We start from the raw sequence: 19,426 nt of genomic DNA on the forward strand, positions 1-19,426 counted from the left end.
AATGAAAATATTGCAGTTTATATGTTCTACAGGGTTTTACGGCGCAGAGCGCTGGGTATTGGCACTATCCAAACACATGCCTAGCGATGTTACTAGCGAGCTAGTGGTAACGCTAGAACCAGGCACAGAAGATTTAGAGCTAGTTAAGCAGTTTAAGCCGATAGGTAAAACGCATCATATACCTATGAACAGCAGGTTCGATTTAGGGGCTGTAAAAAAACTTGCAGCACTAATTAAAGAGCAAGACATAGACGTTATTCATACGCATGGTTATAAGTCTGATATCTTAGGTGTAATGGCTGCGAAAAAAGCTGGCATACCTTGCGTAGTAACACCTCACGGGTTTGAAAACGCCGATGACATTAAGTTGCGTTTTTTCATATGGGCAGGCTGTCAGGCAATGCGCTTCGCCGAAAAGGTGGTGCCTTTATCTAAACAATTAATGGCAGACGTTAAAAAATTCAACATTCCTCAACATAAGCTTGAGTACATACAAAATGGCGTAGACTTGTCTGAAGTGGAGGCCGTTAGAGTAACCAAACAGCCAAAGCCAGAAGACAGCAAAAAAACCATTGGCTTTGTTGGGCAAATGATAAGCCGCAAAAATATTACCGCCATTCTCGATTGTTTTAATACGCTTTACGCTAAACGAAACGACATAGAATTGGTTTTTCTTGGTGACGGTGAAGACAGGCCCAAGCTAGAGCAATATGCAAAAACGTTAGCATGTTTCGACGCCATTTCATTCTTAGGGTTTAGAAACGACCGCCTTCAACTGCTTCGCGATTTCGACATGTTTGTAATGACCTCCACATTAGAAGGCATTCCGCGCTGCTTAATGGAAGCATGTGCAATGGAAATTCCGGTTTCGGCCTATGACATTGCCGGTATCGACCAACTTATTACGCACAAAGAAAGCGGGCTGCTGGCGCCGTTACATGATATAGGCCAGTTACAACAAGACTGGGAAACGTTACTAGACGATACACAGTACGCTAAGCAACTTGCCGAAAACGCGCACGCGTTTGTGCAAGAGCATTTTTCAGCGCAGCGCATGGCAAATGAATATTACGCCTTATTTACTCGCATGCTTGAAGAGAAAAACAATGCATAAAAAAGATGTATTGTTTGTACTAACCATCGACACAGAAGAAGAATGGGAATGGAGCGAAGCCTTCCCGCAACACGATTGTTCTGTACAAAACATTACAAAACTTCCTGCGTTTCAGGCTTTTTGTGAGCGTTTAGGCATAAGACCTACCTATTTTGTCGATTACGCCGTAGCGAACGATAAAAATGGAAGTAGCATTCTTAAGCAGTTTGCCGAAAGTAAAACCGCCGAAATCGGTGCTCATTTGCACCCTTGGTGTAACCCGCCGTATTTCGGTGAAACAACGGAAGCTGAATCGCACGTTATCAACTTACCAGAAGAACAGGTTGTTCAGAAGCTTGACGAGCTCAACCGCGTAATAATCGAAAATATCGGCGTTACGCCCCGTTCATTCAGAAGCGGCCGCTGGGGAATGAAAGGTAAGACATTGGAGTTACTAGCCTCGAGAGGGATCAACGTAGATAGCAGTGTTTATCCGTTTTACGAAAACGACTTTTTTAACTGCAAGGGCTCTCCACTGACGCCCTATTATCCGAGTTTTGATAACGCACTCAAAGCGGGTGAACAGAAAGCAATTATGGAAATACCGGTAACCGCCGGTTTCAATGTAAAAAACTTCGAAAAGGCGGACAGCATTCATTCCACGCTATCGAAGCGCCCTTATTCGCTACTGAAGCCCATTGGTATTCTCTGGCATACAAAAATACTGAAAAAGATTTATTTGAGCCCCGAACTGTCCGATAGCGACAGCATGAAATCTCTTGTAGATACTTGTTTAAGCAAAGATTATCCAATAATACATATGTATCTTCATAGTTCTAGTTTAATAGACGGTGCTACAGGGCTCTTAGATGCAACAGGCGCATTTGAGCTTATATGCTCTCGTATGCAAACCCTTTTGCAACATTTAGACAATAAGGCAAACATTACCTTCTGCACCATAAGTGAAGCGGCAACGTTACTTAAAGCAAAGGATTCTGCAGAGGCCTTTATTTCGTCAAGGAATGCAGTAAATGGGCAATAATTTGAACACAATAGTATCGTTCGCCTCTTTTGAAGACAAAACGGTTTGGGACAACTATGTCGCCAACCATGAAACCGCGACTGCCTATCACCGGTTCGCGTGGCAAGAGGCAGTGCAATCCGCATATAACCATAAAGTAATGGGTTTAATTGCACGAAACAGTGCCACTAAGCAAGTTGTAGGCGTGTTACCGGCTGTACTAATGGCAACACCACTTATAGGTAAAAAGCTATGCAGCCTGCCCTATTGCGATGTAGGTTATGCCATTGCCGATAGCGATGAAATACAAAAGCAATTAGTCGAGCACTTAAAGCAACAAGGGGTGACAACAGGCAGTAAACATGTCGAAGTGAGGAACATAGCCGCTACACCTGAAGACACCACGTTACTTGCCCATAAAAAAGTAAGAATGTTATTGCCGCTGCCAAGCGGAAGCGATGCACTTATGGCTAGCTTCAAGTCGAAATTGCGTAGCCAAATTCGAAAAGCCGAGAAAAACGGGCTAACTGTACAGTTAGGTGTGAACACAGCGCTAATAGACGACTTTTACAGCGTTTATGCTCAAAACATGAGAGATTTAGGCTCGCCTGTGCATGCCAAACGCTGGTTTCAGCATATTGTTAGCGCCTATGGCGATAGCTGTATTGTTAGTGTGGTATACAAAGACGATGTAGCCATTGGCGGCGGGCTGGTTATTAAAAATAATGCACAGGCCTCTATTCCGTGGGCATCAACACTTCGCGACTACAATAAGCTTGCGCCAAACATGCTGCTGTACTGGTCGCTATTGGCGCACTGCGCAGATAACAACATCAGCACATTCGATTTTGGTCGCTCTACGTTTGAAGAAGGCACCTATCGCTTTAAAAAGCAGTGGGGCGCTACACCGCAGTTACTCGACTGGCACGTAGACGGAAAAAGCAATTCACTTACAAACGAAACAGCAAGCAACACTAGCCCAGGTAAAGTTCGCCCTGCCATTGAAAGTGTGTGGAGAAAGCTGCCCCTTAATTTAACCATTACCGTCGGTTCTGCAATAAGACCGTATATCAGCTTGTAGGAATAATAGTACATGTGTGGCATTGCAGGTTTTAGTCTGTTTAATCATCAAGAAGGTAATGAAGCGTCGCTACATGCTATGCATCAAGCTATTGTGCATAGAGGGCCGGATGCTAGTGGCGCATATCTAGACGATTACGTAGGTTTATGCCACAGGCGGCTCAGCATTTTAGATTTGTCGGAAGCGGGCAACCAGCCTATGTATTCTGCCGATAATAATTTAGTTATTGTTTTCAATGGTGAAATATACAATTTCTTAGAACTACGAGCAGACCTTGAGCAACAAGGCGTTACTTTCAAAAGCCATACCGATACTGAAGTAATTTTAGCACTTTACGCCCAAGAAGGTGTTAAGTGCCTTGATAAACTAAATGGTATGTTTGCTTTTGCACTGTGGGATAAAACAAAACAAGAGCTATTTATTGCCCGCGACCGTTTAGGCAAAAAGCCCCTTTACTATTTTTCAGACAACGGGCGTTTTGCCTTTGGGTCAGAAATAAAGGCTATTCTTGCACTACAAGATATTCCAAGAGAAATACGGTTAGACGCCGTGCACGACTTTTTTGCCTACCAGTACGTGCCAGACCCTAAAAGCATTTTTAAACACATACATAAACTTCCCCCTGCGCATTACCTTGTTTTGGATAAAAATGGGTTTTCAATAAAAGAGTATTGGGACTTAAGTTTCAAACATGTCACAGGGGACAGCGAAGAAACGAACAAACAAAAGCTTAAAACGCTGCTAGAAAAAGTGACGAAGCAGCGCATGATTAGTGATGTACCTTTGGGCGCCTTTTTAAGCGGCGGTGTAGACAGTTCGGGCGTGGTAGCTATGATGTCACAGGCCAGCGACAGCCCCGTAAAAACATGTACCATCGGGTTCGACAACAAAGAATTTAATGAAGCGGATTTTGCACGGGAAATAGCTGAAAAATACAGTACCGAGCACCATGAATTTACCGTACATCAAAATGTTGCAGAGCAATTGGAACACATCGTAAGCTTTTTTGATGAGCCCTTTGCCGACCCTTCGTTAGTTCCCACGTTTTTTGTGTCTGAACTGGCCAGAAAGGCGGTTACTGTTGCATTAGCAGGCGATGGCGGCGACGAAATGTTCGCAGGGTACGAAAAATACACCACAGACGACATTGAAAACAAACTCAGGAATAAGTTTCCTGAAAGCGTTAGAAAATCGATATTCCCAAGCCTTGCAAAAATAGCCGGCGCATTACCAGGGGCAATTGGAAGAAAAGGGAAATCGCTACTTACCAGTTTATCGCACGACCCCGCCATGGGCTTTTTCATCACAAACAGTATGATGACCGACGATATGTGGAATAAGCTGGTTAAACCCGACGTAGCCGCAACGCTAAACGGTTACCACCCTAGCCAATATACTCTTGATATGTATAACAAGGCCGATGGACCAGACCATTTAAGCAAAATTTTGTACACCGATATTAAAACCTATATGACAGGCGATATTTTGGTGAAGGTAGACAGAATGAGTATGGCTAACTCTTTAGAAGTTCGGGCCCCTATTCTTGACTATCAAGTGGCAGAATTTGCCGCTACCCTACCCTCTTCACAAAAATACCGTGATGGAGAAAAAAAGTACTTACTGAAAGAAGTGTTTAAACCGTTTATTCCCGACTCTTTGCTGTATAGAAAGAAAATGGGCTTTAGTACACCTTTAGATGAATGGTTTAGGGGCGAATTGAAGGCGTTGTCAGAATCAAGACTGCTTCAGAGTACCAAAGGTTTAAATGATGTATTTAATACAACCTCCATTAGTTCTATTTGGCAGGAACATCAAAGCCGCAGCAAAGATCACGGCATTGTTTTATGGAGCATGCTGATGTACCAAATGTGGTATGACCGATATGCCGTTACACAAGAGCGTGCATCATAATGAAAGTAATGCACGTTACCTACGACATGCGTATTGGCGGCACTGAAATGGTGATCAAGAACCTCATAGAGGGCAATACCGACGCCAATATCGACATGTCAATATATTGCATAGAAGCCCCTTTAGGCCCTTGGGGTGAAGAGCTAGCGAAATCTGGTATTTCCATCACTACACAAGAACGCAAGCCAGGGTTCGATACATCGCTTATTAAGGCAATAAGGCAACATATTAAAGAAAACAACATAGACATTTTGCACTGCCATCAGTACACCCCTTGGGTTTATGGTGTATTAGCAGCCGCCTTTACAAAAACCAAGGTTATTTTTACGGAACATGGGCGCTTTTACCCTGACTCTACAAGCTGGAAAAGAAAGCTCGTCAACCCAATATTGCTCTCTTTCACGTCGAAGGTAACCGCCATTTCAAAGGCGACAAGCGATGCATTGGCTACCTATGAGTTCATTCCTACTCGTAAGATTGACGTGATTTACAACGGCATTAAACCATTAGCGGTAAAGCAGAACGAAGTAGATGCGTTGCGCACGCAGCTAGGGTTTAATGAGACCGATATAATACTGGGCACCATTGCACGGTTCGACCCGATTAAAAATCAACTTATGATGATTAATGCATTTGCAGATGCTGCAAAAGACCAAAACAACCTTTATCTGCTGCTGGTGGGTGACGGGGAAATGCGTGAAGCACTGCAGCAAGAAGTAGATAGGTTAGACATTAATGATAAGGTTATTTTTACAGGCTATATTGCCAAGCCTGCAAACTATTTAGCGCTGATGGACGCTTTTTTACTTTCGTCGTTAAGCGAAGGGACATCAATGACATTGCTTGAAGCAATGAGCTTAGGCAAGCCTTGTGTAGTGACAGACGCTGGCGGCAACGCTGAAGTTGTCACTCACAATACTAACGGCCTAGTAACAGAAAACGATAACAAAAATGCATTTGCAGCAGCAATATCACAATTAACACAGCACCATGAAATGCGTGAAAATTTTGGTAAAAACGCGATCGAAAAATTTGAATTGCAATTTAGTGCACAAAAAATGAATGAAGCATTCCGAGTTCAATACAATTACCTCATACCGTCGGTTCAGTGAGAATTTAACGTGAAAGATAAACAAAAAGTAGAGTTGGTTTTCTCTGAAGTCTTCCCACCAATGCATGGTGGAAGCGGCCGTTGGTTATGGGAGGTATACTCTCGCCAAGATGCCGAAAAATACATTGTTGTTGCCGGTAACGCAGAAGGTGACACTCTTTTTGATAGTAAAGCCGAACTAAAAATTCATAGAATTTCTTTTAATTATTCGTCGTGGTCTGATTGGGCGCTATTTTCACTTGGCGGCCTTATTTTTTACACCAAGCTTTTCCTAAAACTTAGGAAAATCATAAAGCAATACGATGTAACGGCAATTCATTGCGGGCGATGCATTCCTGAAGGCTTTGTTGCCATGCTGTTCAAGCTTTTTAAAGGTATTCCTTATTATTGCTATATACATGGTGAAGATATTGAGAATAGCGCAACCAGCCGAAGTATGACAGCCATGCTACGCCCGGTGCTTAAGCGAGCAAACCTTCTAATTTGTAATAGTAAAAATTCGCACCGTTTGCTGCTTGAACATTGGGATGTTCAAAAAGATAAATGCTGTATTGTTAACCCTGGGGCGAATACATCTGCATTCGTACCCGCACCCCGCTGTGAAAATACTCGCGAAAAGCTTGGTTGGACAGACAGGTTTGTATTGGTGACAGTTTCTCGACTAGAGGAACGCAAGGGACACGATATGATGGTTAAGGCCATGGCTGATATTGTGAAAAGTGTTCCCAATGCATTGTATGCCATTATTGGTAGCGGCCCTCGCATTGAATACCTTAAACAATTAACGCACGAACTAAATTTACACGATAACATTAGGTTTATGCCCAATGTAAGCGACGAAGACATGGTGGCGTGCTATCAACAGGCAGACGTTTTCGTTCTACCCAATAGAGATGTAGGGCGTAACATTGAAGGCTTTGGAATAGTAATGATAGAGGCGCAAGCCTGTGGCATACCTGTTATAGGAGGTATGTCTGGCGGCACACCAGAAACATTAGTACACGGACAAACAGGGTTTAGCGTAAATTGTAGTGCGCCAGATGAACTTGTTGAGCACGTGATTTTATTAGCGCACGATAATGAAAAGCGCGAAAAAATGGGGGTATGTGCCCGTAAACATGCAGAGCAGTTCGACTGGGAGATAAAAGGCCCTGAGGTAATACAGAACATAGAACGCTTGGAGCCTACCGAGTGATATCCGCACTACTATACTTATTACCATTTTTAACGGGCTTGGCAGTGTCTTTACGGCATGGCCCAGTGCTTATTTTTATGGTGTACCAACTCGATTACTTCTTAAACCCACAAAATAAGTGGTGGGGAAGCTACCTACCGTTCTTGGGTGCACAATTTTATCTTGTGCTAACAATGTTAATCGTATTCTTCATTGGGTTTGGAAAATACTGGCCAAACAAATACTTTAAACACCCTCAAATTGCATTTATGTGGCTAACCATTATTTGTTTTTGTGCCGCTTATTTTAATGCGCCTTATCTTCAATATCATGTTTCAGCGATGGATGCTCTGCTTACAGTGGCAGCAGTGACATTTCTCATTGTCAAATTATGTACTCAGAAAAAACATATCTCTTGGATAGTCGATACATACCTTCTGAGCGCTTTCCTTTTAGCTTTTTATATATTTGGATGGGGCCGTGATAACTCTGGTCGAGTGGCCGGTGTTGGAATGGTGGATGCTCCCGATGCTAACTTAGTGGCAGCGGCACTAGCCCCAACTATTGTGATATTTATAGCTAAGCTTATTGCTCACAAATCGTTAATCCAACGTGGGATATATTCTATTGGGTTAATTTTTTCTCTTAACTCGCTGATATTGATTAATAGTAGAGGCGCATTTTTGGGCGTTGTCGCTGGCGTTTCTTATTTTCTATTTATTAGCTTTAGAAATAAAGCTTTCACAGCCAAGGAGAAAGGTACAATTTTTCTTGGTATGCTACTTTTTGTGGGGGCTTTCTTTAGGCTGGCAGACGATACCTTTATTAACCGAATGATGACAGTTCAAGAACAGTCGACATTGAACGAAGAGCAAGAAACAGGTTCAACTCGCGTCTTTTTCTGGCTTGCCTCAATAGAAATGGCTAAAGATTACCCCTTCGGAGCCGGCGCGGGGGCCTTTCAATATTATGGAACATACTATATTCCAACTCATATCGACACTGGAAAGTCTCGGCAACGGGCTGTTCATTCAACGTGGTTTGAAACACTTTCCGAAGCTGGTTTTCTTGGCCTTTTGTTTTTTACGCTTATGATATGGTACACCTTCAAAGCTTTCGCTAGTGTTAGAAAAGAATTGTGGAAACGAAAAGACTTTATTACCAGTTCATTCGTTCTTTCTTTAAGTAGTGGCTTTATAACATTTATCGTTTGCATGACATTTATTAATAGAATGCGTGCGGAAGTATTATATTGGCTCGTCGCGCTTTCTGCTTGCTGTCTAAATATGTATTTAGCCAAGAGCGCTCCCCAACCTTCAAAGCAAGAAGCTTTTTTACGAAAAAGGAACAACCTATGACCCTTCCAAACTTTATTTGTGTGGGCGTACAAAGAGCTGGCACAACGTGGTTATACGAGTGCCTAAAGGAACATCCTGAAGTTTATGTGCCAGAGGTAAAAGAGCTAAATTTCTTCAGTAGTCATTTTGAAAAAGGAATAGAATATTATGCTTCATTTTTCAAAAACGCTGGTACTGACCATAAAGCAATAGGTGAACTTTCACCAAATTATTACCACATTAAGACAGCTATTGACCGTATATCTGCTACCCTGCCGAATACCAAAATTATATTAATTTTACGAGAGCCGGTAGCAAGAAGCTATTCTCATTATCAATTAAGCGTTACAAATCAATGCAGTGGAATGACTTTTGACGAAGCAATGGAACAAGTACCAATAATTAGTACGCTAAGCATGCAAGCAACTTTTGTCGAGCACATCCTTAAGTCTTTTCCTCGCAATAATATACATCTTGCATTTTATGACGAACTTCAAGCTACACCTCAGTCATTTTTAAAGGGCGTTTATGGTTTCTTAAATGTTGATGACAGCTTTACTCCCTCTGTTTTAAATAGCCGTGTAAATAGAATAATATTTCCCCGTACTCAAGAGCTTCTTAAAAAATTGGGGTTATCTAAATTAGTTGAATATATCAAGTCCGGTTGGTTAGGGAGTGTTATTAAGGAAAATTATAATACAGGTGGTAGGAAAAAAGAGTTGAATGTGAACAATATTCACAAAAACAAGTTCTTGGACGATATTGAAAAACTTGAAGAATTGCTGCAAATTAAGCTTTCCCACTGGAAAGCTAAATAAACAATAAAATAGACTAAACCTAAACGCATAAGTTATTAAAACTATGCGTTAAAGTTACCAAAAGCTCGAGGTATAGTTTAGCAAAATTTAGGCATATGATTCTTTGTCATAGTTGAACATTCTAAAATCTGCCTGATAGAATTTATATACAATTTCTGCCAATTTTTCGTTATAGATAGCAGAGACATCCTGGGGTGATTTATTTATATTGGGCAGCTTGCAGCTTAGGCCTAAGCGATGCTTTACAGTATCAAAGTCATGGGCTAAGTTTTCGAACCGCCCAATAAAATCAAAGTTGAATTTACTTTTAAACATTTCATTATAATGAATCTGAGGCTTGAGAAAATAATGTGAGTCTACAAGACTTTGTGTTAATCCATTCATTACAAAATCTGCAAACGAGTTGAACTGACAAATAAACTTTATTGACGTATTCGGGTTTATTTGAAGCTGCTTGAAGCTATATTTATAAGTTGAAGCTAGGCGAGTATAAGGATTTCTCACGAATGTAAATTTAAATAACGAATCAGTTAGCGACGTTGACAAAAAATCATAGTGGCTTGGGGGGTAGTGCCACGGGTCTTCTCCATACAGTGCGTCAGCAATACTTGTGCCAGCTGCTTTTGGTACATGAATAAAGAGCGAATTGGTGTTAGCAAACCCTTTTATCCATCCTTTAGGTCGCTGGAAATTCAATCGCGTTTTTTCTAAGATCATATATCAGAAACTCCAATAATTCCTTTTAATTCAAAAATATACTCTATTCGTCTATTTAAAGTAGATCGCCAACTATTATTTATTCACTTTTTATAGCACCAGATTCAACCATCAAATCAATACACTCGGGCTTCGTGCCATCAGCGATGAATTTACTACAAATCGCCGATAGCTTTTCACCTAGCAGCTTTGCTTTACCAGCATCTCTGTTATCGAGTTCTAATATACTCGATGGATTCTCTAAAAACTCTTCATAACTCATATGGTTAGTCAGTGAAATAAGACCCTTATAACGAGCGTCATTATAATGAGGAACAAGGAAAACTACGGGCGTCCCAATGGCAGTACAAGGTAGAGCGCAATGCAACCTTTGTGTTATGACAAGACTGGCCCCCTTGTAAGTATCCAAAAGCTTTTGTGCTCTTTTGAAACCGATATTACGAGCTAATGAAGTACCCAACTTGTTATCGACTTTTTGAAGCAATAGTAGAGCCTTATCGTAGTACTGCTTAACAGTTAATTGTTGCTCTAACAGTTTGGTCGGCATCTTCGAAACTAGACGATCAGGGATATCCATAAATACCGTAGCATTGTGCTTACTTGGTATATCGCGAGTTTGCAGGGTAAGCGTTAAGCATCCAGAAAAGTAAGCGTCTACCCCTCTAGCCAGCAAAAACTCTTTAGTTTCAAAATCACGACAGCCGATAGGCCCATGACGCTGAAGAAACTCCAATGTCTCCTTTTTCTCAAATACCGGACGCGCTTTTGGCGTAATGTGGAATGAAATAAACAATGGAGAGATAAACTCATTTGATGGTAGCCATGTTTCTGTATTATGCGTATACCACCCGTTAGCGATTAACCTCGCGGGCTCCTTGATGTTACTTGAATCCCAATTATCTCTATCGACGAAGTAGTCTACTGTGGGTAGAAATCGCTTAGCTGCGATGCTTTGTACTTCATCTCCTAAGTTATCAGAGTTAGAATATTCATATAAGCAGTATTTCATTAATTAAGTCCTAAAGCATATGTTCGTAAATTTTATTTGAATTAGTCGAAAAATTATATTTTAGCACCGAGGAAAACCTCTCAACCTTCTAAAAAGTGCATTAAGTTTCCAACTATTGTTTAACTTTTTCGGAATTAACCTTGCGATCCCCTTTGGTTCAACAATCTCAATTGCTTCAGTCGCGTCTATCCATTTGACCCCGCGAGCCTCAAGGTTATACTGCCAAATACTTTTATTTTTATGGTAACTATTATCAAATAACGTAGTCGGCTTCCCAAGAATAGAGCCAACGATTGAAGAATGCGTTCTATTGGTTACTATCTCTATTGCGTGTAGATGAATTCTAACCCAGTGTGCGAAACTCTTTGCTATTTCAGGCGGGTCTACGAGTAAAAATTGCGGAGTCGGCGAAAACGTTATACCGCTATCTTCCTTATCACTTCTGTAACCGTAGAGAGAGTAATTGTATTTTTCTTCTCCAGCAAGCGCTTGTAATGCACCTTTAGTCGCATGGAATGCTGTATCATTGTCTAACAATACTTCAGCGCTTCCATTCAAGCAATTTAAGTTGTTAAATATTGAATAAGTTATTAGCTCTCTCGCGAACAACGTAAATTTGCGATTTTCGTTGATGATTTCGCCAAATTTCTCTTCTAAAAAATCAACATCCTGAGAACATGTACAAGGTCCATAGATCACATCTACCGCATCTGAGTTTATCGCATGCCTCAGAGCTCTAAACCCCGCATCTGTCGACCAAGAGTTAAACGCACCACCACCATGGATATAAACCACCTCATTAGGTTTAGGGGCGTAATCGAAAAACTCATTAATCTTATATGTTTCATAATTGAGGTTAATTTTCTTAGCCAAGCATTCAAGCCCAAAGTATATTAGATGATCGCCCCAATTCCCCCCAGGTTGAACAAATATATGCTTTTTATCTTTGTTATCTAGAAAAATATTTTCTAAAGTTTTCACGTAAATACATCCTTTCAATTACTCTGTCTATTTCAAGATAAACATCTAATTTCATTACCTTCGAGAAGAAAAACCAAATCAGAAGAGAAATGAATGGTAGAAAAACCAATGTCAACGTTACCTCATTTCTATCGTATAAAAGTAGAGGGCTAACGGATAAACCACAAACAAACGCCACCCTTGCAAGCTTTTTTACTAACAAAGTGACATCTAGCTTTAATGAGCGATTTAGTATGAACAGATATGTGAACAATCTAATCGTTTGAACAGACAGCGATACTGCCATTACTATGTAAACTAAGTCTAAGTCAATACACGCAATTAAAATTGCTATTTTCACGGTCATCATCAACAAGTTCGCGTAAAAAACTTCACTAGCTTTGCCAACTCCGACAAGGATCTCATTTGCATATTGAGTAATAGTCATCAAAATTTTGGCTAAACAAATCCAGACCAGTAAATCTGAAACGAGCAACCATTGTGCACCGTATAACAGGTTTATTATTGGTTCTGAAAAATATGCTAGCGTTATCAAACAAGGCCAAGCAATTGATGCTTGAATACACGTCAACTTTATATATGTGGGAACTATTGCCTCTCCCGAATTTGCTTTGGTTGCAAAAACTGGGGCTATCAACAAATTCACAGGGTTCGACACCAATCGATCAAACAACGCTACAGTGGAAGAGCCTCTAGAATACAAACCGACGCTCTCCATTCCAACAAGTTTCCCTAACAACCAGTCCTGAGAGCTATTCCCAATATGGTTTACAATTCCGGTAAGTCCAACTATTGATGAAAAAGAGAAGATATCTTTGCTTCCCCTCACTCTCAAACGCTTGGGGTTATCGTCGTATCGGAAAAAAAATGTGATAAGAACAGAAGTAAGTGATACTGCTATTAGCCCTAGCGGCAGTGAGAATACCCCCCACCCCATATAAGCAAGGCTAAGCGTAACGAGAGAACCCACTAAATTGCTAGTTACATCTATAATAGATAGTTCTTTCATACGTAATTCTCGTCTTAAACGAGACTTCGTAATCGCACCAAACGGAATAAGCACGAGGTTAAGCGATAATAATTGCAATACTGCAGTCAAACGCTCTTCGTTATAAAAGTTGCCAATCGGGACTGCCATAAAAAATTGCAGCCCCGCAACAAACGAACTCGTTACTATCAAAAGAAAAAGCGCACACTCGAGCTTTTGAGTTGTGAGCTCTTTCTCTTTTATTATGTAATTACTCACCCCAAAATTTCTGATTAATTCGGCTATTACTGCAAATACCATTGCGACAGAGTAGAGTCCAAAGTCTGAAGGTTCTAATAATCGAGCAACGACCATTGATGTCAAAAGTTGGAATACTATTACTGCATAACCACCAAGGTAAGAAAATTTTAATGCTGACCGAAATGACGCCACTACTTCAAAGTCCTGTTTTTAATAGCGTCAATAGCACCTTTGGCCCACGCCCGAGAAACGCCATATTTAAGGGCGAGCCGCTTTGAAAACAACAAAAAAACCTGCTCTTTAATAGAGCTTAAATAAAATATTTTAGAAAGCCACACAGGAACAGACTTATGAGTTGCCAACTCTGTACTTCCAGCAGTAACACCAGCACGGTATCTACGATTACATACCCACTCATAAGTTAGAGATTCTGTTGGAACAGGGTGCAGCACCGTAGCTTCTGACACTTTCCACCCTTTGAAGCCTTTAGCAAGCAAATAGCTCTGAAGGCGCGTCTCCTCTCCAATACCGCCTGAGTCAGCAGTAGCCGATTCTCCATCGTATACTTGACCGTTTTCCTTAATAAGGAATTCAATAGCTTTTCGAGAAATGGCGTGATTGCCACCTAAAAACTCTGGCTTACTCGTTTCCGAATCTTCATCAAAAAACAACCCCTTTACAGACGTAGGGCAGTAATAAAGCAACCACTCGTGAGGACTGCTTTCGAATACAGGCTCTATCTGGCCACCATAAAAATACATTTGCCCGCGTTTAGAGAATGCCTCGTAATACTGGCTGAGAAAAGACTTATTGAAACTTAGATCGTTATCAAGAAGTAAAATGAACTCAGCCTCGCTGGAATGGACACCTATATTTCTCGCATTGGTTAGACCTGCGGTTTCTGTATGAATGTAAACGATGTTTAAGCTAGGGTATAAATTGCCAACATTTGAGGCGTTTGCTTCTTGCCCGTTTTCAACAATTATAATCTTCCCAAAACCAATCGGCTTATCAGCGATTTGGAAACAGTCCAAAATATTCAATAGCTGCGTTAATTCACCATAGTGAGGTATTACTGCATCTACAGTAACATCTAGCATCACTTATCTTCCCTTATAAAATTGATTATTTTTGATGAGATTAACTTGATGCAAGTCGCAAGCAGCGTTTTATAGTACAGAATATTTTGAGGATAATTTTTTATCGCGACACAAATGGCACTTATGCTTGCCTGGTAATCACCTAAAGACTGTTCAGCCATGGAAAGCTCCCACGCATGAACTTCGCTAATACGCTTCTTTGCTGCTTTTTTTTGTTTTAAATTCACTGCTTCTTTTTCAATTAATTTATATCCCCTAATCATTGTTATCGCGCTTTTCTTTAATTTTTCAGCTGGGGTATTAGCTGATACGGTAGATATATTGTCATCATGAACATGATAAATAAGATGAGTATTGTTTAGATACGCAAACTTAAACCCTTTGATCGCAGTCTTCATGCAAAAGAAACGGTCGTATGCGGTTCTAAAGCTGTCGTCAAACAAATGACTGTCGAACACAGACCTTCTGATTATTGAACATTGCATGCTACCGGGAAGTGTGTGCTCTATCATCGTCTCAGGAAGCCTCTGGTCTGTAATAACCTTAATTTGTCCCTCAGCAACAAGCCTACCTTCAGATTGAAGTGAAATGACAGGGTGCTCATTACCATTTTTGTCAACGAAGTTTGACTCTTGCAATACATTTCGACTTTCGTGCTCTATTATTTCTATGCTCGCAAAAATCCAGTCAACGTCTTTGTTCGACTCCATAGCATCAAAAAATTGCTTTAAATGATAATCTGGCCACTCATCGTCGCTATCAAAAAGGACTATATATTTACCTTTTGCGTGTTTTAAACCGTTGTTACGTGCTTTATAGGGCCCGCCATTATCCTGGTATACATATTGATAAGTCAGGACAGATTCCTGAAAATGTTTTTCTATCCACGCATGGGTGCCATCGCTGCTTCCATCGTCAATAAGAATAAGCTCAAACTCTTTAAATGTTTGAGACTCCAAAGTTCTAAGAAGTTGGGGAAGAAAAGCCTCTCGGTTGTAAAGTGGAACGATTACCGATACCGGTAGACTTGAATTTTCCGAGTTCATGGTGCTCCAATACGCAAACTTGCTCCGGTAACTATATTTACGGGAATTAGACTAACAATTAACAATACTTGAGTTCAGTATTTTCTTCTTTAGGTTGCTATCAACAACTTATTAAAAGCCTCGAGCCTTGACCGATTAGATAGCTAGTGTTACTTTTTTGAAAGCGACTTCAGTAAGGCCTTCGCGTAATTCAAATATACATTATATTTGAACCGGTTACTTCCTATAAAATGGATTACTGATACCTCGTCGCTAAAACTCGAGCCCTCTATTAACGGTTTAAATTCTGGAAAACAAAAATTCTGATATTTAGGCCAAGGAAGAACCATAAGCTCTTCACACAACGCAATCATTGTATTGCATGCAAACTGCTCTGTTCCCCATTCAAGCCAACGCTTACCTAATATCGACTCCATTTCTTGGGAAAACTTAGATAGCTTACCTGTAAGCTCGGCGCCTTTCGGAAAGCCGGTAAATGCTGCGCACCCCCTTACATAACGGTTTAACTCTATCGACTTAATTTTTGCGAGTTGCCTTTCAGATTCAAACTGAATATTTTGACTACCAGATTTTGACGCATATTCTACTATTTCGTCTATGCTAACTGGCTGCGGCCAATCCGGCGATGATGAAATGAAAGCACGATTTCTAGTTATGCAATCGTTAATTTCGTCAATATCATTTATTACCAAGATATCTGTATCAACTTGAATGACGTAATAGTCATTTGTGAGCTCTTGAATTCTCAGTAAGCGCTCCCAACATCCGCCCGACGGACAGCCATGTCGAGCTATATTCTTTATTTTTGTAATCGTTAGGCCAGGAAACACATTGAGTAGGATTTGATGGTGCTGTTTCGTTAAACTACCATCGTCAATAATTTCGATATTGACAGAACACTCTAATTTTTCCACTAGGGAGTGCATAGCAGCAATACCCATATAGATAGCTTTTGCGTATAACTGAGTCATTACCGTAACTTCTGCCCCGGCATTTGATTCGATAGGTTCTAAATGTAAATACCCTTTCAGCACACTATTTAAACGAGACTCCTGAACCTTCCTGGATATCTTTTCTTTAAAATCATTTAAATTCATTAACTTAATTACCTATATTAATAATACTCAATTAGCTCTTCACTATACATTCCCACTGGATGGTATCCCACAGGCCTTCTTTTGCCTTCTTGACTACTAAAGAACCACCCTCCGGTTTTATAATCGAGAAAGCTATTTACTATGAAACTGTAACTGCTAGACAAAAGATATTTACTCTTACTCGTATCAAATTTACGCTTGATAAAGTATAGGTTCAGCTTCATAAATTCTGCTTGCGCCCACCAAACAGGCTGCTTTTCAACCAAATTCATGCTGTAGTCAGCGCTTCCTCCTAGGCTACCTTCCGAGTCATTCCAGCCAACCATTAATGCATATTCAACTAGTGAATTTGCTATGATTCTATACCTAGTATCAAGCCCTTTATCCACCGCAGTATGAAGCAAGTACGCCCACTCTATTTGATGGCCTAACTCAACGTAACCACCGTCACTAATTGCGAGTGGCTGGTTTACGTTTTCGTAATATTCTGCTACGTAGCTTTCTTCTTGTATTAACGAAGTGGCGACAAAGCTCGCAATTGTCTCAATATCCTGCCAAACAGTGCCACTTTTGGTAACGTCATGTAATGCTAGAAGTGCCTCAAACAAATGCATTAATGCGTTTGTAGACCATGTTCCGCTATTAATAATATTTTCAGCACTGCTACTCTCTTTGCTTTTGGCAAGCAAAAAGCCAGTCGCCAAATCACTTAACATCCATGTTGCCAAGGCCTTGTCTAAATACCGTTTTTCTTTTGAAGCGTCATACGCATGTGCCATGGCAAAAAGCGCAAATGCAGTATCATATTCCTTTGGGTGGCTGCGCTGTAATAAGCTATCTCTACTTACGCTTGCAAACCAGTTTGACGTCGACTTGTCGTACATATGATCTATCATAAAATCAGCGCTTTTAATCATTGCAATAAGGTAACGGTTATCGCTTGTCGCCTCAAAACCTTTTGCAAAAATATACACTTGTCTTGCTTGCTGATATAAGGCAATAGAGTCGTTAGGCACCACCTCCCAATCTGCGTCAAACGTTTGTACTGCATAATTGTTATTCGCCAATGCCCAGTCTAGTCGTGGGGTAATGATCTGCATCATTTGTGATTTGGCCAACGTTGCGCTAAGTATACTGCCTTCTGCTCGTGCATCATCGTTAGGGCCGAATAGCAAAAATAAGAATATCCAAGGAATAACTACTGTTTTTTTCATCTAAAACTTCCGTGTTAATGAGGTAGGTAAATACAACGCAACTAGCTGTTTTAGTCTGACTATATGGTAGTGCTTCGATTTTGTCAGGAATAGTAAGAACAGAGCTGTATATATTACAGAGAATGTAGCCAGAGAAACACCGGTTTGTAAGACATAACTAATTGATACAGAAGCACTAGAAAATTCACTAAAGCCTGTAAGCCAAACTGTACTCATCGCAAGCCCTGTAAGGGCAACAACGATGGCAACAAGCTTTAAAAGGGCTTTCAGCAAGTTCCAATGCCCGATGAATACCCATATCAACAAAACACAAGCGGTGAACAGACCAGATAGCGCACGATACCAGGCAAGCTCTAATAACGTTGCGTTATAAAAAATCCCCATCATTAGCGTTAAGCCAACTACAGCTAACGACGCAACATCGAACAAAAATAAGAACCGTACTTTATCAAGAGCAATTAAAGCGGCATCTAGTACTTGAACAATGCACCAATAAAAAAACAATATGGACAGCACCGGCAGTAATTGCGCTGCCATGTGCCATTTCTCGCCCAAAAGTACATATACAATAGGTTTCGAATACAGCGTCAAAATAGCTAGAATAGGAAGACTAATAGAAACAACAACTAACAATGCAAACGCAACGTTGTTTAACAATTCACGTTTGTTTGCCCTATCATTTTTTAACACGGCGAGTAATGGCTCAATTGCGGGGCTAAGCAAATAATGTGCCGGCATCATGGCAAGGTCGCGCGCCATGTGGTAATTCCCTAACATTGAAGCGGTGAAGACTTTTGCAACTACCAATGTGTCTATTTGAGAACGTGCATAGCCTAATAGGTGTTTGCCAAGCATCCATTGAGAAAAGCGCCACTGTTTTCCGAAACACCTTAACGTTAAGCGTGGCAACCCCTTCAGCATGAAGAACGAAAGCAGCAAACCAAACATAGCGACCATTACATCGGTTATGAGGAACGCCCAATAATCACCCAGTAAAAAAGCTAATGTTATTAATACGGGAAGCGCGAAAACCCGCTCAAGAAAAGAAAGCCAAAACAGAGGCTTAAAGCGAAGTTGCCGTTTAAGCAGCATTATTTTATGTGACTTAAGCGCTTGAAGCGGCAGAATAGTCGCACTTAACATTATCGCACTGCTTAGCTGAGGTTTATCAAAGAATAAGGAAACACTACCTGCACTTATAACAAGCACTATTGCTATCAACACTTTGAGTATTAAGTTCAATGTCCAAGCAGTATGTAAATCGTAGAATGCTACCCTTCCCTTTTGAATAATGTATTGTTCACCAGCAGCGTGCGAGAGAATATCAAAAAAATACAATGCCATACTTATTATGGCGATGAAGCCAAAGTCTTCCGGCGTTAAAATACGCGCAACAATTACGGTACTGATAAGGCCAAGCGTTTTCCCCAATAATTTTGCCGCAACGGAGAAAAAAGCACTATTAATGAACTTATTGGCATTTAGCAT

Annotated in this window: 17 protein-coding genes; 8 read left to right on the forward strand and 9 right to left on the reverse strand. The window is 40.7% G+C overall.

Annotated elements, in window-relative coordinates; translation table 11 throughout:
* Position 1 precedes the first annotated feature (1 nt).
* Genes ACOJRU_RS12400 through ACOJRU_RS12435 form a run of 8 tightly spaced genes read left to right on the forward strand, consistent with a single transcriptional unit; the run spans position 2 to position 9,546 of the window.
* Entirely contained in the window at positions 2-1,114 is a 1,113-nt protein-coding gene (locus ACOJRU_RS12400; protein WP_421132051.1) for a glycosyltransferase, read from the forward strand.
* Complete coding sequence (locus ACOJRU_RS12405) at positions 1,107-2,135, forward strand: polysaccharide deacetylase family protein (protein ID WP_421132052.1); 1,029 nt, start codon at positions 1,107-1,109, stop codon at positions 2,133-2,135. The genes ACOJRU_RS12400 and ACOJRU_RS12405 overlap by 8 nt, the downstream gene beginning before the upstream one ends.
* On the forward strand, positions 2,125-3,195 hold the full coding sequence (locus tag ACOJRU_RS12410) for a FemAB family XrtA/PEP-CTERM system-associated protein (protein WP_421132053.1): 1,071 nt from the start codon (positions 2,125-2,127) through the stop codon (positions 3,193-3,195). Before ACOJRU_RS12405 ends, ACOJRU_RS12410 begins: the two co-directional genes overlap by 11 nt.
* Before the next feature lie 12 nt (positions 3,196-3,207).
* Entirely contained in the window at positions 3,208-5,106 is a 1,899-nt protein-coding gene (asnB, locus tag ACOJRU_RS12415; RefSeq protein ID WP_421132054.1) for an asparagine synthase (glutamine-hydrolyzing), read from the forward strand.
* Positions 5,106-6,218, forward strand: coding sequence for a glycosyltransferase family 4 protein (locus tag ACOJRU_RS12420; RefSeq protein ID WP_421132055.1), 1,113 nt, complete (start codon positions 5,106-5,108; stop codon positions 6,216-6,218). The genes asnB and ACOJRU_RS12420 overlap by 1 nt, the downstream gene beginning before the upstream one ends.
* A gap of 9 nt (positions 6,219-6,227) precedes the next feature.
* On the forward strand, positions 6,228-7,412 hold the full coding sequence (locus tag ACOJRU_RS12425; protein WP_421132056.1) for a glycosyltransferase family 4 protein: 1,185 nt from the start codon (positions 6,228-6,230) through the stop codon (positions 7,410-7,412).
* Entirely contained in the window at positions 7,409-8,749 is a 1,341-nt protein-coding gene (locus ACOJRU_RS12430; RefSeq protein ID WP_421132057.1) for an O-antigen ligase family protein, read from the forward strand. Before ACOJRU_RS12425 ends, ACOJRU_RS12430 begins: the two co-directional genes overlap by 4 nt.
* A complete protein-coding gene (locus ACOJRU_RS12435; RefSeq protein ID WP_421132058.1) occupies positions 8,746-9,546 on the forward strand; it encodes a sulfotransferase family protein in 801 nt (266 codons plus the stop codon). The genes ACOJRU_RS12430 and ACOJRU_RS12435 overlap by 4 nt, the downstream gene beginning before the upstream one ends.
* 87 nt (positions 9,547-9,633) lie before the next feature.
* On the opposite strand, the gene ACOJRU_RS12440 is transcribed toward ACOJRU_RS12435, so the two are convergent.
* The 9 genes from ACOJRU_RS12440 to ACOJRU_RS12480 all read right to left on the reverse strand — a co-directional run bounded on the left by ACOJRU_RS12440 (position 9,634) and on the right by ACOJRU_RS12480 (position 19,426).
* Positions 9,634-10,263 (reverse strand): sulfotransferase family 2 domain-containing protein, encoded by a 630-nt coding sequence (locus tag ACOJRU_RS12440; protein ID WP_421132059.1) that lies wholly within the window; start codon positions 10,261-10,263, stop codon positions 9,634-9,636.
* A 79-nt stretch (positions 10,264-10,342) separates the two neighbouring features.
* On the reverse strand, positions 10,343-11,272 hold the full coding sequence (locus tag ACOJRU_RS12445; RefSeq protein ID WP_421132060.1) for a polysaccharide pyruvyl transferase family protein: 930 nt from the start codon (positions 11,270-11,272) through the stop codon (positions 10,343-10,345).
* A 60-nt stretch (positions 11,273-11,332) separates the two neighbouring features.
* Positions 11,333-12,253: a polysaccharide pyruvyl transferase family protein gene (locus ACOJRU_RS12450; protein WP_421132061.1), complete on the reverse strand. Its 921-nt coding sequence runs from the start codon at positions 12,251-12,253 to the stop codon at positions 11,333-11,335.
* Positions 12,222-13,673 (reverse strand): oligosaccharide flippase family protein, encoded by a 1,452-nt coding sequence (locus ACOJRU_RS12455; protein ID WP_421132062.1) that lies wholly within the window; start codon positions 13,671-13,673, stop codon positions 12,222-12,224. The genes ACOJRU_RS12450 and ACOJRU_RS12455 overlap by 32 nt, the downstream gene beginning before the upstream one ends.
* Entirely contained in the window at positions 13,673-14,581 is a 909-nt protein-coding gene (locus ACOJRU_RS12460) for a glycosyltransferase family 2 protein (protein ID WP_421134764.1), read from the reverse strand. The genes ACOJRU_RS12455 and ACOJRU_RS12460 overlap by 1 nt, the downstream gene beginning before the upstream one ends.
* Entirely contained in the window at positions 14,581-15,627 is a 1,047-nt protein-coding gene (locus ACOJRU_RS12465; protein WP_421132063.1) for a glycosyltransferase family 2 protein, read from the reverse strand. The genes ACOJRU_RS12460 and ACOJRU_RS12465 overlap by 1 nt, the downstream gene beginning before the upstream one ends.
* 149 nt (positions 15,628-15,776) lie before the next feature.
* Positions 15,777-16,724, reverse strand: a complete 948-nt coding sequence (locus ACOJRU_RS12470) for a hypothetical protein (RefSeq protein WP_421132064.1) — start codon at positions 16,722-16,724, stop codon at positions 15,777-15,779.
* Between the two features lie 17 nt (positions 16,725-16,741).
* Positions 16,742-17,938 (reverse strand): AGE family epimerase/isomerase, encoded by a 1,197-nt coding sequence (locus ACOJRU_RS12475; RefSeq protein WP_421132065.1) that lies wholly within the window; start codon positions 17,936-17,938, stop codon positions 16,742-16,744.
* A complete protein-coding gene (locus ACOJRU_RS12480; RefSeq protein ID WP_421132066.1) occupies positions 17,939-19,426 on the reverse strand; it encodes an oligosaccharide flippase family protein in 1,488 nt (495 codons plus the stop codon).

Origin of the sequence: Alteromonas algae, from assembly GCF_049117195.1 — a bacterium.
GTDB lineage: Bacteria > Pseudomonadota > Gammaproteobacteria > Enterobacterales > Alteromonadaceae > Alteromonas.

Excerpts from the sequence above, each read along its gene's own strand:
- ACOJRU_RS12400 (WP_421132051.1), top strand. The coding sequence starts at position 2 with ATGAAAATATTGCAGTTTATATGTTCTACAGGGTTTTACGGCGCAGAG.
- ACOJRU_RS12405 (WP_421132052.1), top strand. The coding sequence starts at position 1,107 with ATGCATAAAAAAGATGTATTGTTTGTACTAACCATCGACACAGAAGAA.
- ACOJRU_RS12410 (WP_421132053.1), top strand. The coding sequence starts at position 2,125 with ATGGGCAATAATTTGAACACAATAGTATCGTTCGCCTCTTTTGAAGAC.
- asnB (WP_421132054.1), top strand. The coding sequence starts at position 3,208 with ATGTGTGGCATTGCAGGTTTTAGTCTGTTTAATCATCAAGAAGGTAAT.
- ACOJRU_RS12420 (WP_421132055.1), top strand. The coding sequence starts at position 5,106 with ATGAAAGTAATGCACGTTACCTACGACATGCGTATTGGCGGCACTGAA.
- ACOJRU_RS12435 (WP_421132058.1), top strand. The coding sequence starts at position 8,746 with ATGACCCTTCCAAACTTTATTTGTGTGGGCGTACAAAGAGCTGGCACA.
- ACOJRU_RS12440 (WP_421132059.1), bottom strand. The coding sequence starts at position 10,263 with ATGATCTTAGAAAAAACGCGATTGAATTTCCAGCGACCTAAAGGATGG.
- ACOJRU_RS12445 (WP_421132060.1), bottom strand. The coding sequence starts at position 11,272 with ATGAAATACTGCTTATATGAATATTCTAACTCTGATAACTTAGGAGAT.
- ACOJRU_RS12460 (WP_421134764.1), bottom strand. The coding sequence starts at position 14,581 with ATGCTAGATGTTACTGTAGATGCAGTAATACCTCACTATGGTGAATTA.
- ACOJRU_RS12465 (WP_421132063.1), bottom strand. The coding sequence starts at position 15,627 with ATGAACTCGGAAAATTCAAGTCTACCGGTATCGGTAATCGTTCCACTT.
- ACOJRU_RS12470 (WP_421132064.1), bottom strand. The coding sequence starts at position 16,724 with ATGAATTTAAATGATTTTAAAGAAAAGATATCCAGGAAGGTTCAGGAG.
- ACOJRU_RS12475 (WP_421132065.1), bottom strand. The coding sequence starts at position 17,938 with ATGAAAAAAACAGTAGTTATTCCTTGGATATTCTTATTTTTGCTATTC.
- ACOJRU_RS12480 (WP_421132066.1), bottom strand. The coding sequence starts at position 19,426 with ATGCTAAATGCCAATAAGTTCATTAATAGTGCTTTTTTCTCCGTTGCG.